General features: G+C 72.3%; 11 protein-coding genes. 5 read left to right on the top strand and 6 right to left on the bottom strand.

Annotated elements, in window-relative coordinates; translation table 11 throughout:
* Window position 1 precedes the first annotated feature (1 nt).
* The 3 genes from ACZ45T_RS15330 to ACZ45T_RS15320 are packed head-to-tail and all read left to right on the top strand — an operon-like array spanning window position 2 to window position 2,596.
* On the top strand, window positions 2-793 hold the full coding sequence (locus ACZ45T_RS15330) for a thioesterase II family protein (protein WP_468441302.1): 792 nt from the start codon (window positions 2-4) through the stop codon (window positions 791-793).
* Window position 794: 1 nt separating this feature from the next.
* Window positions 795-1,772, top strand: coding sequence for an ABC transporter ATP-binding protein (locus ACZ45T_RS15325; protein WP_468441300.1), 978 nt, complete (start codon window positions 795-797; stop codon window positions 1,770-1,772).
* Window positions 1,769-2,596 carry an ABC transporter permease gene (locus ACZ45T_RS15320; protein ID WP_468441298.1) on the top strand — a complete coding sequence of 276 codons (828 nt, stop codon included), beginning with the start codon at window positions 1,769-1,771 and terminating at the stop codon, window positions 2,594-2,596. The genes ACZ45T_RS15325 and ACZ45T_RS15320 overlap by 4 nt, the downstream gene beginning before the upstream one ends.
* Before the next feature lie 197 nt (window positions 2,597-2,793).
* On the opposite strand, the gene ACZ45T_RS15315 is transcribed toward ACZ45T_RS15320, so the two are convergent.
* The 3 genes from ACZ45T_RS15315 to ACZ45T_RS15305 form a co-directional block, all read right to left on the bottom strand.
* Complete coding sequence (locus tag ACZ45T_RS15315) at window positions 2,794-3,018, bottom strand: hypothetical protein (RefSeq protein WP_468441296.1); 225 nt, start codon at window positions 3,016-3,018, stop codon at window positions 2,794-2,796.
* 137 nt (window positions 3,019-3,155) lie between these two features.
* Window positions 3,156-6,074 carry an AfsR/SARP family transcriptional regulator gene (locus ACZ45T_RS15310; RefSeq protein ID WP_468441561.1) on the bottom strand — a complete coding sequence of 973 codons (2,919 nt, stop codon included), beginning with the start codon at window positions 6,072-6,074 and terminating at the stop codon, window positions 3,156-3,158.
* Between the two features lie 910 nt (window positions 6,075-6,984).
* A complete protein-coding gene (locus ACZ45T_RS15305) occupies window positions 6,985-9,144 on the bottom strand; it encodes a DEAD/DEAH box helicase (protein WP_468441294.1) in 2,160 nt (719 codons plus the stop codon).
* 330 nt (window positions 9,145-9,474) lie between these two features.
* Between ACZ45T_RS15305 and ACZ45T_RS15300 the strand changes: the two genes are divergently transcribed.
* Window positions 9,475-10,104 carry a hypothetical protein gene (locus ACZ45T_RS15300; RefSeq protein WP_468441292.1) on the top strand — a complete coding sequence of 210 codons (630 nt, stop codon included), beginning with the start codon at window positions 9,475-9,477 and terminating at the stop codon, window positions 10,102-10,104.
* Between the two features lie 72 nt (window positions 10,105-10,176).
* Here the strand turns inward: ACZ45T_RS15300 and ACZ45T_RS15295 are convergent, their stop codons facing one another.
* The 3 genes from ACZ45T_RS15295 to ACZ45T_RS15285 form a co-directional block, all read right to left on the bottom strand.
* Window positions 10,177-10,869: a hypothetical protein gene (locus tag ACZ45T_RS15295; RefSeq protein ID WP_468441290.1), complete on the bottom strand. Its 693-nt coding sequence runs from the start codon at window positions 10,867-10,869 to the stop codon at window positions 10,177-10,179.
* An 8-nt stretch (window positions 10,870-10,877) separates the two neighbouring features.
* Window positions 10,878-11,588, bottom strand: coding sequence for a ribonuclease HII (locus ACZ45T_RS15290; RefSeq protein WP_468441288.1), 711 nt, complete (start codon window positions 11,586-11,588; stop codon window positions 10,878-10,880).
* 115 nt (window positions 11,589-11,703) lie between these two features.
* Window positions 11,704-12,306: a TetR/AcrR family transcriptional regulator gene (locus tag ACZ45T_RS15285; protein WP_468441286.1), complete on the bottom strand. Its 603-nt coding sequence runs from the start codon at window positions 12,304-12,306 to the stop codon at window positions 11,704-11,706.
* A gap of 142 nt (window positions 12,307-12,448) precedes the next feature.
* Between ACZ45T_RS15285 and ACZ45T_RS15280 the strand changes: the two genes are divergently transcribed.
* Window positions 12,449-14,002 (top strand): MFS transporter, encoded by a 1,554-nt coding sequence (locus ACZ45T_RS15280; protein ID WP_468441284.1) that lies wholly within the window; start codon window positions 12,449-12,451, stop codon window positions 14,000-14,002.
* Window positions 14,003-14,134: the final 132 nt, after the last annotated feature.

Below are 14,134 nucleotides of genomic sequence, written 5' to 3'. Positions count from 1 at the left end.
CATGACGACCACCGCCCTGACCCCCCGTGCCCTCAGCGCCACCTGGCTGCGCACCCTGCACACCACGGCCCGCCCCCGGGTCCGCCTCGTCTGCTTCCCGCACGCGGGGGGAGCCGCCAGCTTCTTCCGCGACTGGCCCGGCCGGCTGTCACCGGACACCGAGGTGCTCGCGGTGCGCTACCCGGGCCGCGAGGACCGGATCGCCGACGACCCGGTCACCGACATGGCCGAACTCGCCGATGCGATCACCGCGGCGCTCGGCGAACTGCCCGCGCTCCCCACAGCGTTCTTCGGCCACAGCATGGGCGCCTCCGTGGCGTACGAGGTCGCCCTGCGGCTGCGGCGCTCGAAGGACGCCCCCCGGCTGCTCATGGTCTCCGGGCGGGCGGCCCCGCACCGGCTCCCCGTGTTCCGGTTCGCCGACGACGAGGCCCTGGTCGCCGACGTCCGCCGCCGCGGCGGGCCGCTGGCCCCGGCGCTCGAGCACCCCGATCTGCTCGACCTCGCCCTGCCCGCGATCCGTGCGGACTACCGGCTCCTGGAGGCCTACGCGACCGAGGCCGAGCTGAGCGAACTCGGCATCCCGGTCGCCGCGTTCTACGGCACCGCGGACCCCGACGTGTCCGTCGCGTCCGTCCTGGCCTGGGCCGACGCCAGTCCCGCCGACTTCTCCGCCCGGCCGTTCCCGGGCGACCACTTCTATCTCGTGCCGCACGCCGACGCCCTGGCCGGCGAGATCGACAAGCGACTCACGGCGCTGACCCGCACGAGCGCGTCCGAAGGGAAGAACTGACATGCCCGCACCGGCTCCCGTAGTCGAAGCCCGCAATCTGACCAAGCAGTACGGGGGCAAGACGGCCGTACGCGACCTGAGCTTCACCATCCCCTCCGGCAAGGTGACCGGCTTCCTCGGCCCCAACGGTGCCGGCAAGTCGACCACCATGCGTCTGCTGCTGGGCCTCGACCGGCCCGACAGCGGCAGCGCGACGATCGGCGGCCGCCCCTACGGCGAGCTGAAGAACCCGCTGCGCACCATCGGCGCCCTGCTGGAGGCGCGCGCGTTCCACAAGGGCCGCAGCGCCTACAACCACCTCCGCTTCCTCGCCCACACCCAGGGCCTGCCCGCCTCCCGGGCGGACGAGGTCCTCGAGCGGGTGGGCCTCACCGAGGTCCGCAAGGCCCGGGCCGGCGGCTTCTCGCTCGGCATGGCGCAGCGCCTGGGCATCGCGGCGGCGCTCCTCGGCGACCCGCAGATCCTCGTCCTCGACGAGCCGGTCAACGGCCTCGACCCCGAGGGCGTGCTGTGGATCCGCAATCTGATGAAGTCGCTGGCCGCGGAGGGACGTACGGTCTTCGTCTCCAGCCACCTGATGAACGAGATGGCGGTCACCGCGGACCACCTGATCGTGATCGGCCGGGGAACGCTGCTGGCCGACTGCCCGGTCGACGAGTTCATCGCCCGCAACTCGCGCACGGACTCCGTCCTGGTGCGCACCCCCGACGCGGTGCGGTTCACCGACGCCGTCGTCGCCGCGGGGGCGTCGGTCAGCGAGGCGGACCCGGGCCGGCTGACCGTGGTCGGCATCGACGCCCCCCGGATCGCCGAACTCGCGAGCGCCGAGCGGGTCGCCATCCACGAACTCACCCCGCAGCGCTCCTCCTTGGAGGAGGCGTTCATGCAGATGACGGGCGCCAGCGTCGAGTACGGCGGCCCCGCCCCGGAGGCGGACTCCGCCGCCTCGTCCCCCCTCACCCACAGGAGCGCGGCATGACCACCGCAGTAGCCCGTCCCCTTCAGTCCCGACCGGTCAAGTCGGTCGGCTTCATCAGCCTGCTGCGGGCCGAATGGGTCAAGATCACATCGGTCCGTTCCACGCTGCTGGCGCTGCTGCTGATGCTGGTGGCCTCGGTCGGCGCGGCGGTCGCGACGAGCGCCGTCACCGCCGCCGGATGGGACACCGCGTCACAGGCGAACCGTGACAAGGTCACGGCCGACCCGCTGGGCATCATCTTCAGCGCCTTCGGCGTCGGCGAGTTGATCATCTCGGTGCTCGGTGTTCTGGTCATCACCAGCGAGTACACCAGCGGCACCATCCGGGCCAGCGTCCTGGCCGTCCCCAGCCGCACACCGGTGCTCGTCGCCAAGGCGGCCGCCTTCGCCCTCGTGACCCTGGTGGCGGGCGAGATCACGGCGTTCGCCTCCTTCTTCGCCGGGTCCGCCCTCCTCCACGAGCACGCCCCGGTGGCCCTCGGCGACCCGGAGGTCCTGCGCGTGGTCGTGGGCAGCGGCCTGTTCCTCGCGGCGATGAGCCTGTTCGCCCTCGGCATCGGCGCGCTGGTGCGGCACACCGCGGGCGCGGTCGCCGGCGTCCTCGGCTTCCTGCTGGTGCTCGGGCCGATGGCGGGCAGCCTGCCCGGCGAGGCGGGCCGGCACGTCGCCGCCTACCTCCCGGCCAACGCGGGCCAGCAGATCATCTTCGCCCACCCCGGCGCGGACGCGCTGCTCACCCCCTGGCAGGGCCTGGGTGTCTGCACCCTGTGGGGCGTGGCCGTCATCGCGGTCGCGTCCGCCATGCTCAAGCGCCGCGACGTCTGACCCCCCGCGCCCCCGCGACTCCCCGTACCGGCCGTCCCCTGCGGCCGGTACGGGTTTTTGCGGTGAGCCCGATCCCGATCCCGAGCCCGGCGTGTAACGGCGAAGACGGCAGAGGCGGCAGGGACGGCGGAGAGCGGCAGGGAACGGCGAAGGGGCGGCATCCAGGATGCCGCCCCTTCTCGCCGTCCCTCTCGGGCTCACTGGTCGACCGAGTCCTCAAGGAGCCCCTGGATCGCACGTATCCGGCCGGAGACCTCCGTCAGTTCACCCCGCAGCACCTCCTGCTCCACGGCGATCCGCTCGACGGCGGCGTACCGGCGACGACTGTGTCCCGTGGAGAACCAGAACAGCGCCGCGACGACGAGCATCGTGCAGCTGAGCATGACAGCGGCCGCGATAACAGCCCCAGCCGTGGCGTCCATGATCCGCGCCTTCCCTACTCGGTCGTGGTGTACGTGCCGAGACAAAGAACGCTACGGGGCGGGGACACCCGCGACCATGTGGGAAAACCGGAACAAATGGCGGGCCGCGGGGCGGACGGGGGGAGGGCCGGGCCCTTTCAGTGAACGGGTGAGCCGATGGCCAACGCCGCCCGTTCCTGCCAGGGTCTGGCACCGATCCGGTCGAAGATGGCCTGCGCGTCCGTCAGGTACTTCTCGGCGCCCGGCCGGCCCAGGGCCCGCAGCGTCCCGCCGATGGCCATGTTGATCTGTCCTTCCACCAGCGGGCTGTTGATCCGCGAGGCGATGTCCAGGGCGTCGGTGAGCGTGTCGAGTGCCTGCTGCCCGGCTCCGGCCGCGAGGCGGGTCTCCCCGAGACCGAGGAGCGCGTGCGAGAGGCCGACCATGTCGGACTTCTCCTTGACGATGTGCACCACGCGCAGGAACGCTTCCTCCGCCTGTTCCGAACGCCCCAGCGCCAGATAGGCGCGGGCGAGCCGGTGAATGCTCATCGCGACGCCCCGTGCCCCGCCCCGGCCGGTGCTCTCGGAGAGCCGCACCGCCTCCAGACCCAGCTGGATGGCCTCCTCCGGCCTGCCCAGGTCCAGCTCGATCTGCGCCATGTTGTTCATCGTGTGCGCCTCGGAGGAGCGGTCACCCACCTCCTCGAATATCTCGCGCGCCACCTGGAGCCGCCCCATCGCGATGCCCAGCTCGCCCTGCATCCGGTCGTGGATCGCCAGGTTCCGCAGGGTCAGCGCCTCGCCGTGGCGTTCACCGACCTCGATGTGCAGGGCAAGCGCCTCCTCCAGCCTGGCCGCGGTGAGCGGCAGGTTGCGCAGCCGCAGCTCCACGGCGCCCAGGTCGGTCAGCATGGCGGCCTGCCCGCGGACGTTGCCCGAGGCGCGGGTGGCTGCCAGGGCCCGCTCGGCGCACATCCGCCAGTCCTCGATGTAGTTGCGGGTCTCGAAGAGCACCGCCATCGAGACCGTCAGGTCCCAGACCAGCTCGTCCATGCCGAGTTCGGCGCCCTGGTCGATCACGGTCCGCAGCGAGAGCCGCTCCGCCTCGAACCACTCCAGGGGCGCGACCAGCAGCTCGTCCGTCAGCTCCGGGTCGAGCGGACGGCGCCGGGTCGAGCCGTGCAGCACGCTGAAGTCTCCGCCGTACTCGCGGCGATGAGCCTCCTCGGCGAGGGTCAGGTAGGTGCGGAAGAGCCGGTCCCGGGCGGCCCACCGCTGCTCCTCGCTCTCCTCGCGCGCCGCGCACTCGCCCGCGTACAGCCGGAGCAGGTTCTGGAAGCGGTAGCGCATGTGGCCGGTCGCGTCGAGACCGACCGCTTCGAGGAACTGCGCGTCGACGAGCTGCTCGATGAGCCGTTCGGCCTCCAGCACCCCGAGGTCCAGGAGGGCGGCCGCGGACCACGCGGCGAAGTCCGGGGCGGTCAGCAGCCCGAGGTTGCGGTAGAGGTGGGCCGCGCCGTCGGAGAGGTAGCGGTAGCTCAGTTCCAGGCTGGCCCGGACCTGGGACTCTCCCTGGCTGAGTTCGTCGAGCCGCTGCCGCTCGCTGCGGAGGCGGTTCACCATGTGCCGCACCGTCCAGTGCGGCTTGGAGGCCAGCCGGGCCGCGGCGATCCTCAGCGCCAGCGGCAGCCGGTCGCACAGCCCGACCAGGGCGGTCGCCTCGGCCGGGTTGCCGGCGATCCGCCCCTCGCCGACGATCGCACCGAGCAGGCCGACCGCCTCCGGCTCGGAGAGCAGGCCCAGGTGCACCCTGGCCTGCGGCGGCCAGGTGACCAGCTCTTCCAGCTGCTCCCGGCTGGTGATCACGACGCAGCACTCGCCGACACCCGGCAGCAGGTCCTTGATCTGGCTGTAGTTGCGCACGTTGTCGAGGACGATGAGCATCTTGCGGTGGGCGAGCAACGACCGGTAGAGCGCCGTCCGCTCCTCCAGGCCGTGCGGGATGTGGTCGCTCAGCACACCGAGCGAGCGCAGGAAGCGGCTGAGTACGTCACCCGCTTCGGTGGGCGGGTGGTTCCCGTCGTAGCCGCGCATCTCGGCGTAGAGGCGGCCGTCGGGGAAGCGGTCGTGGACCCGGTGGGCCCAGCGCACCGCGAGTCCGGTCTTGCCGACCCCCGCCACCCCTGCGATCAGTCCGACCCGCGGCCCACGCGTGTCGCCGTCCTCGGCGATCAGGGCGTCGAGACCTGCGAGTTCGGCGCTGCGGCCGATGAATCCCGGGATGTCCGGCGGAAGTTCGGAGGGCACGACGCGCGGCTCGGCGGGTGCGGGCGCGGCCGGGGAGGCCTTCGGGGCGTCGAGGGACGGGGCGTCCTGCAGGATCGCGTCGTGCAGGTTCTGAAGGTCGGGGCCTGGTTCGAGGCCCAGCTCGTCGATGAACTGCCTGCGCACCTTGCGGAAGGTCTCCATCGCTTCCGCCCGGCGGCCGGACCGGTACAGGGCCAGCATCAGGTGCCCCAGGGTGCGCTCGCGCAGCGGCTGGTCCCTGACCACGGCGGCCAGCTCCGGGACGATCTCGTGGTGCTGGCCCAACTCCAGTTGTACGGCGGTCGAGTCGTCGAAGGCGTTGAGCCGGTACTCCTCCAGGCGCCCGGCCTCGTCCTCGACCGGCCGCCCCATCACGCCCGCGAGCGCCGGACCCCGCCACAGGGCGAGCGCCTCGGCGTAGTGGTGCGCGGCCTCGGCGAGCCGCCCGCCCCCGGCCTCCTGCTCGGCCTGCCCGACCAGGGTGGCGAAGTCGACCCAGTCGACGTCGTGTTCCTTGGTGTTGAGCAGATAGCCCGGGTGGGCCGTGACGATCACATCGTCCCCGCCGCCCTCCGCCTTGAAGGTCTTGCGCAGCGCGGCGATGCAGATCGCCACTTGGGTGCGGGCCGTGGCCGGCGGCCTGCCGTTCCACACGACGTCGACGAGCGTGTCGACCGGGACGACGCGCCCGGGACTGAGGATCAGCAGGGCGAGGATGGCCCGCTGCCGGGCTCCTCCCACCTGGACGCTGCGGTCCCCGACCGTCACTGTCAATGGCCCGAGAACTCTGAATCCGAGTCGTTCCCCCACCGAACCTCCCCGCCCCCGTACAGATCGAACCTTGTAGACATTGCCGTGTATTTCCCGCCAGGGCTCCCCGACGGGCAATCCAAGAAGAGGCCGTCTCGCCGGGACGGACGGCCGGTCAGGACATGCGGATCAATACAGGGGGGCGGCCCACTGCCGGGCCCTCCCGCGTCAACGGTGCGACACCGGCCACCAGTGACAATGGCCCGAGAACTCCCGATCCGAGCCGTTCCCCCGCCGGACCTCCCCGCCCCCTGGTACAGATCAAGTCTCGTAGATCATGCCGCATGGTCCATGGGGAAACGCAGGCAGGATGGTCGAGAACAGGCCATCCTGTCCGGGCGATCGGCCGCTCAGGACATGCGGATCAAGGGCGAGCAATCCTCCGGAACACGGCCACGGCACTGCGACACCGCCCGGGCGCGGCCGCGGACCGTCGGCCGGCCGCCGATGTCCGCGGCACGCGACACGAGTACGACCGGCCCGCCCGCCGGGCACAGCCGTCGGGGCTCACGAGCACGAGCGGAAGGTCGTCGACGCCCTCGGCGTCCTCCCAGGTGGGGGTAGTCGGGGCACGTCCGCTTCACTCCACGCGCAGGCCCGATCCAACCTGGGCTGGTTGGCCGGAAAACAATCCCGCCGCCTGGTGATTTCGCAGGCCGAAGGCCCTGTCCGCCCGGACCGGGCCGGCCACCCGGACAGGGCCTAGGTTCTGTCCGGGCGATCTTCGTGGATCAGCCCGCGTTGTCTGGTGCGGTGCATCGCAAGGCGGAGGGTCGCAGCTCGTACTTGACCGTACTCGCGCGATCCGACAACGCGGCGAGGTGCCGTGCCAGGCAGCGCGGGCCCGCGAAGATCGCCCGGACAGGGCCTAGCCGGCCTGGGCGAGGACGAGGGGGAGCACCCGGCCGGCTCCGGCCCGGCGAAGGAGGCGTGCGCCCACGGCCAGGGTCCATCCGGAGTCGGTGTAGTCGTCGACGAGCAGGACCGGCCCGGGGGTGGCGGCCAGGGCGGCGGCCAGCTCGTCGGGCACGGTGAAGGAAGCGGCCAGGGCGCGCAGCCGCTGCGCGGAGTTGCTGCGGTGCGGCGCGTGGTCGCCGGCCTGCTCGGTGTAGGCGAGGCTGCCCAGCAGCGGCAGCCTGCCGACCCGGGCCAGGCCCCCGGCCAGGGAGGCCACCAGCTGCGGACGGGTGCGGGAGGGCATGGCGACGATGCCCACCGGCCGCGCCACCGCGTCCGGGCCGCCGCCGGCCCAGCCGCCGGGCGAGCGCGCCCAGTCGGCCACCACCGTCACGACGGCGGCCAGCACGTCTTCCGGAACCGGCCCGTCCGCGGCCTGCTCCGACAGCAGCGGACGCAGCCGGTTGCCCCAGCCGATGTCCGACAGCCTTCCCAGCGCACGCCCGCCGGCCGCCTGCTGGCCCTCGGGGATGCGGCCCTTGAGGTCGATCCCGACCGCGGCCATCCCCGTCGGCCACATCCGGCGCGGCTCGACCTCGACCCCCGGCCGCTCCAGTTCACCCGCCGCGCCCGCGAGCGCGCCGGGCGAGACCGCGCCGTCCAGCCAGGGCCCGGCACAGGAGTCACAGCGACCGCACGGGGCCGCCTTCTCGTCGTCGAGCTGCCGCTGCAGGAACTCCATCCGGCACCCCGTGGTCGCCACGTAGTCCCGCATCGCCTGCTGCTCCGCCGCCCGCTGCCGGGCCACCCACGCGTACCGCTCCGCGTCGTACGCCCACGGCTGGCCGGTGGAGGTCCAGCCGCCCTTCACGCGCTTGACCGCCCCGTCCACGTCCAGGACCTTCAGCATCGTCTCCAGCCGCGAGCGCCGGAGATCCACCAACGGCTCCAGCGCGGGCAGCGACAGCGGACGCCCCGCCTGCTCCAGAACCGCCAGCGTGCGCCGCACCTGCTCCTCGGCCGGGAAGCCCACCGAGGCGAAGTACGCCCAGATCGCCTCGTCCTCCCGCCCCGGCAGCAGCAGCACATCCGCGTGGTCCACGCCGCGCCCCGCACGCCCCACCTGCTGGTAATAGGCGATCGGCGACGAGGGCGACCCCAGGTGCACCACGAAGCCGAGGTCCGGCTTGTCGAAGCCCATCCCCAGCGCGGAGGTCGCCACCAGCGCCTTCACCCGGTTCGCCAGCAGGTCCTCCTCCGCCCGCAACCGGTCGGCGTTCTCGGTCTTCCCCGTGTAGGACGACACCGGATACCCGCGCTGCCGCAGGAACGCCGCGACCTCTTCCGCCGCCGCCACCGTCAGCGTGTAGATGATCCCCGAGCCCGGCAGATCACCGAGCCGCTCACCCAGCCACGCGAGCCGATGCGCCGCGTCCGGCAGCTCCAGCACGCCCAGCCGCAGGCTTTCGCGGTCCAGCGGCCCGCGCAGGACCAGCGCGCCCCCGCTCCCCGTCCCCAGCTGGTCGGCCACGTCCGCCGTGACCCGTGCGTTGGCCGTGGCGGTCGTGGCCAGGACCGGCACTCCGGGGGCGAGATCGGCGAGCATCGACCGCAGCCGGCGGTAGTCGGGGCGGAAGTCGTGGCCCCAGTCGGAGATGCAGTGCGCCTCGTCGACCACCAGCAGACCGGTCGTGGCCGCGAGCTTGGGCAGCACCTGCTCGCGGAAGTCCACCGAATTGAGGCGCTCCGGGCTCACGAGGAGGACGTCGGTCTCGCCGCGCTCGACCTCCCCGTAGATGGTGTCCCACTCCTCCGGGTTGGCGGAATTGATCGTGCGCGCCTGGATGCCGGCCCGCGCCGCCGCCTCGACCTGGTTGCGCATCAGCGCCAGCAGCGGCGAGACGATCACCGTCGGGCCCGCGCCGCGCCGGCGCAGCAGAGCAGTGGCGACGAAGTACACCGCCGACTTGCCCCAGCCGGTGCGCTGCACCACCAGTGCGCGCCGGCGGTCCTCCACCAGGGCCGACACCGCCTGCCACTGGTCCTCCCGCAACCGCGCCGAACCCCCCGGGGCACCGACGAGCTCAGCGAGGATGGCATCGGCTTCGGTGCGGAGCTCCAGGTTGTCCATGCCCCCATGCAACCCGATGGCAAGGACAATCGGCCAACTCACCCAGCGTGACGACCCGCTCTCGAACGGTCCCCCGCCCGCGCGGTGATCGGGGAAGCCCGTCTCGCGGACCAGCCGAATGTGCGTCATCACCGGCGTGGCGGGGCAAGGATATGAACGGCATACCGGCGAATTCCGGTCTGCGGCGTCAATTGCTCGTTGCCGCACCCTCGGATACCACGCGAGAATTGGAGTGCTCCCGCTCGGCTCCTCGGCACTCTCCTGGGCCGCGCTGCGGCGCGCCCAACTCCAGCCGTGCCCGTCCACGGGCGTGTACCCGAAGGGAGGACCGTGACCTTCGGACATACGCCGCCCTCGACCACGTCCCTGGCAACGGCCACCGGCGGCGCCAGCCGGCACGGCAGGCTGCTGGAACCCGCGGAATGGACGGCGGCGGGCATTCCGCTGCTCCGCAATCCGCGCGAGGTCGTCAGCGGCCTGCACTCCCGGCACAGCCCGGTGCCCTCGACCGCGGTGATCGCCGTCCTCGGCCCGGAGGAGCAGCTCGTGGCGAGCGCCTCCTTCGTGCAGCGGTCCGTCTCGGCCGACGGCTGGGAGTACCGCAACGCCCTGCTGTCCCGGCTGCGCCGGATCCTCCCGCACGACCTGCGGCGCCGGACCCCGGTACGGACCGCGGTGCTGCTCTACTGCCGCGAGGGCGACGAGCGGTGGACCGAGGAGGACGGGGCGTGGATGTGGGGGCTGCGGGACGCCTGCACCCTGCACGGGCTGCGCTGCGGCGCGTACATCACGCTGACCCGCGGCGGCTGGCAGGTGCTGGGCGAGGGCCGCGGCGGCCGCCGGCCCGGCTCGGACTCCCGTCCGCAGCGCCTCGGTGACACCGCGGCCGAGTTCTCCCCGCTCGCCCTGCACACGGGCGGCGGCGCGGTCGAGGCCCTGCGCCGGACCGCCGCGCGCTGACACCCCCAGGGGCTTCAGCGGGGCCGACCGAAAGGCCCGCCCCGCCCCTCGCCCGTACCGGGGTACAGGGCGTCAGACGCCCGCACCCAGCACGGAGTTGATCTGCTGTGGGTCGCCGCACACGATCAGCAGCGCACCCGCCCGGGTGAGCGCGACCGGCAGGCTGCCCGCGACCGTGTCGACCGCTCCGCCGTTGGCCGCGAAGACCACGACGGGACGGCTGGTGGCGCGCTGGACCTGCGCCGTGTCCGCGTAGAAGACGTCGTCCCCGGCGTCGTGCAGGGCCCAGTACGCGGCCTCGCCGAAGGACAGCTCGTGTGCGGCCCACGGGTGCGGGTCGCCGGTGGTGAGCACCAGGATGTCGCCGGGCGCGCGCCCGGTGTCGAGCAGCAGGTCGACGGCCTCTTCGGCCGCGTCCAGCGCACCCTCGGCGGAGGCCGGGATCAGCTGGATCTGCGGCACCGCCGCGGAGACGGACGGCGCGGTGGGGGCAGCCGGGGCTGCGGGAACGGATCCGGAGGCGGCCTGCGGCGCACGCGGTGCGGGCGGTGCGGGCCGGGCCGGGCCGGGGCGTCCGGGCCGCGGGACGGCGGCGGGACGCGGACCAGGTACGGGGCGGGGGGTCTGCGCGGTGCGGCTCGCGGCCGGCGTGACGCGGGGACCCTGGGCACTCTCGTGAATCTGAGGCTCCTCGATGGCGGGTGTGAGAGGCGTGAGTTGATGTCTATCAAACACCGGTACGAAACGTACCGGCCGGTGGCACATGGGTGCGATCAGAAATCGAAGCCGAGTTGGCCTCCGTTTTCCAGCTCCGCCGCTTCCTCGCTGCGGCGCACCTTCTTCAGGTGGCGCCAGCGGGGCAGCGCGTCGAGGTACGACCACGAGAGCCGGTGGTAGGGGGTGGGCCCCAACTCCTCCAGCGCCGCCCGGTGCACGGGCGAGGGATATCCGGCGTTGGCGGCGAAGGCGAAGTCCGCTATTCCGCTGCCCTGTTCGCCCAGTTCGGCCATCATGCGGTCGCGCCGGACCTTGGCGATGACCGAGGCCGCGGCGACGGCGACGCAGGACTGGTCGCCCTTGATCACCGTACGGACCCGCCAGGGCGGGCCGAGATAGTCGTGCTTGCCGTCGAGGATCACCGCGTCGGGCCGCACCGGAAGGGCTTCCAGGGCGCGCTCCGCCGCGAGCCGCAGGGCGGCCGTCATCCCGAGCTCGTCGATCTCCTCGGGCGAGGCGTGCCCGAGGGCGTACGCGGTGACCCAGTCCTCCAGGACATCGAGGAGGGCATCACGGCGCTTGGGGGTGAGCAGTTTGGAGTCGGTGAGCCCTGCGGGCGGCCGACGCAGGCCGGTGATCGCCGCACACACGGTGACGGGACCGGCCCAGGCCCCTCGTCCGACTTCGTCGACCCCGGCGATGACCTTGGCGCCGGTGGTTGCACGGAGGGAGCGTTCGACGGTGTGGGTGGGTGCTTCGTACGGCATGGCGCCAGCAAGGTTACGCCGCCCCGAGCCGACTGCACACCCCCGCCCGGGTCCGACCCGCATCCGGCCGGGCGCGGATCCCGCTCCACGCGCTCCGCAGCGCGCCCGGCGCGTCTCACCTGCGGAGCAGCGGCACCATCACCTCGTCGATCAGCTCCGCGATATCCGCGTCCACCCATTCGCTACCGCACACCTTGGCGCGGTACATCAGCATCGCCGGAATGACATCCACGACAAACGGACCCGTCGCGTCCGACCGGACGTCACCACGCTTGATTCCCCGCTGGACAAGCTCCTTGATCAACACCTGGGCCGGCTCGTGCACCCCGGACAGGATGACCCCGTGGAACCGCTCCGCATGCATGTGGTCGCATTCGTGAAGCACAGACCGCACGGCCTGCCCGGCACGCGAGTGCATGACGTCCCGCATCCGCACGCACAGCAGACGGAGGTCCTCGCGAATCGACCCGTGGTCGGCAATCTCACCGATCTGCGGCAGCCCGGTCCGCAGCGCCTCGTCCACCAGGTCCGCCTTCGACGGCCACCGCCGGTAGAGCGAGGCCTTGCCGGTCTGCGCGCCGGCCGCGACACCCTCCATCGTGAGTGCGTTCCAGCCGACCGTGCTCAGCTGTTCCAACGCGGCGTCGAGAATCGCCCGTTCGAGTTCGGGACCCCGCCTGCGCCCCGACGACCCCGCCGACCAGCGCGAATCCACCATCTCTCCACCTCCCGACCGGCCCCCGTGCCCGAAACACATGATTTCAACGTTAGAGAACGCTTGCGTTCCCTAACGCTCCACTCCTACCGTAGCCCCGTAGTGAACGAATACGTTCACTATTTCACTTTGGGGGGGATCCTCAGTGACAACTTCTCAACTCACGACGCCCCGGATACCGGGCGCGGCACGCCGGGAGGGGCGCCCCGGAGTGGCGCTCGCCGTCATCGCCGCATGCCAGCTCATGGTCGTCCTCGACGCGACGATCGTGAACATCGCGCTCCCGCACATCCAGAGCGCCCTCAGCTTCAGCACCACCGACCTCTCCTGGGTCCTCAGCGCCTACACCCTCACCTTCGGCGGCCTGCTGCTGCTCGGCGCCCGGGCCGGCGACATCCTCGGCCGACGCCGCGTGTTCCTGACCGGCATCCTGCTCTTCACCCTCGCCTCCCTCCTCGGCGGCTTCGCCCAGGAGCCCTGGCAGCTGCTCGCCGCCCGCGCCCTGCAAGGGGTCGGCGGCGCCATCGCGTCCCCCACCTCGCTCGCGCTGATCACCACGACCTTCGCCGAAGGTCCCGAGCGCAACCGGGCCTTCGGGGTGTTCGCCGCCGTCTCCGCGGGCGGCGGCGCGATCGGCCTGCTGGCCGGCGGCATGCTGACCGAGTGGCTGGACTGGCGCTGGGTCCTGTTCGTCAACGTGCCGATCGGCCTGCTGATCGCGGTCCTGACCCCGCTCTACATCAGCGAGTCCGAGCGCCACCCCGGCCGCTTCGACATCGCCGGAGCCGTCACGTCCACCGGCGGCATGGCCTCGCTCGTCTACGGGTTCATCAGCGCCTCGGAGGAGGGCTGGCGGGACTCGCTCACGCTCGGCTCCTTCACGGCCGCGCTCGTCCTGCTCGCACTCTTCGTCTTCATCGAGTCGCGGGCCCCCGAGCCGATCGTCCCGCTGCGCATGTTCGCCGACCGCAACCGCACCGGCACCTACGTGATCATGCTCGGCCTCGCCGCCGCGATGTTCGGCATGTTCTTCTTCATCGTGCAGTTCGTGGAGAACGTCCTGGGCTTCTCGCCCATCCAGGCCGGGCTCGGCTTCCTGCCCGTGACGGTCGCCATCGTCACCGCCGCCGGTCTCTCGCAGCGCTTCCTGCCGCGCTTCGGCCCCAAGCCCTTCATGGTCATCGGTTCCACGCTCACCGGAACCGGGCTCGTCTGGCTGACCTTCCTCCGGACCGACAGTTCCTACCTCTCCGGAGTGCTCGGCCCGATGCTGCTCTTCGGCCTCGGCATGGGCCTCAACTTCGTGACCCTCACCCTCACCGCCGTCTCCGGGGTGGCGCCGCACGAGGCCGGCGCGGCCTCCGGGCTGCTCAACGCCAGCCAGCAGGTCGGCGGCTCGCTCGGCCTGTCCATCCTGGTCACCGTCTTCGGCACCGCCAGCCGCACCGAGGCCGAGAAGCAGGTCCCTGCCTTCATGGCGCAGGCGGATCCGGGCCAGTTGGCCGCCTTCAAGGAGACCAAGCAACTGCCCGACCCCTGGGGGGACCTGGTGCTCGCCCAGGGCATCTCCACCGCGTTCCTCGCCGCCGTCGCGATGGCCGGACTCGCCCTGGCCACCGCCCTGCTGGTGATCCGGGTGCGCAAGAGCGACCTGGAGTCCCTGGCCGGAGCCGCCGCGAAGGCCGGTCCGGCCGCCTGAGCACGGCCCGCCGTACCGGGGGGGGGGGGGGGGGGGGGGGGGGGGGGGGGCCCCCCCCCCCCCCCCCCCGCCCCTTCGGGGGCGGTAGCTGACCGAGGGGGGGTAGCCGTTGGGGGTGTTGAAGACGGAGAA

The sequence above is a fragment of the Streptomyces sp. NPDC030995 genome (assembly GCF_055571215.1).
Note: the sequence above shows the minus strand (reverse complement) of the source record. Positions and strands in the feature narration are given on the sequence as shown.

Bases quoted from the DNA above. Each gene is read 5' to 3' on its own strand.
- ACZ45T_RS15330 (WP_468441302.1), top strand. From the start codon at position 2: ATGACGACCACCGCCCTGACCCCCCGTGCCCTCAGCGCCACCTGGCTG.
- ACZ45T_RS15325 (WP_468441300.1), top strand. From the start codon at position 795: ATGCCCGCACCGGCTCCCGTAGTCGAAGCCCGCAATCTGACCAAGCAG.
- ACZ45T_RS15320 (WP_468441298.1), top strand. From the start codon at position 1,769: ATGACCACCGCAGTAGCCCGTCCCCTTCAGTCCCGACCGGTCAAGTCG.
- ACZ45T_RS15315 (WP_468441296.1), bottom strand. From the start codon at position 3,018: ATGGACGCCACGGCTGGGGCTGTTATCGCGGCCGCTGTCATGCTCAGC.
- ACZ45T_RS15305 (WP_468441294.1), bottom strand. From the start codon at position 9,144: ATGGACAACCTGGAGCTCCGCACCGAAGCCGATGCCATCCTCGCTGAG.
- ACZ45T_RS15295 (WP_468441290.1), bottom strand. From the start codon at position 10,869: ATGTGCCACCGGCCGGTACGTTTCGTACCGGTGTTTGATAGACATCAA.
- ACZ45T_RS15290 (WP_468441288.1), bottom strand. From the start codon at position 11,588: ATGCCGTACGAAGCACCCACCCACACCGTCGAACGCTCCCTCCGTGCA.
- ACZ45T_RS15285 (WP_468441286.1), bottom strand. From the start codon at position 12,306: ATGGTGGATTCGCGCTGGTCGGCGGGGTCGTCGGGGCGCAGGCGGGGT.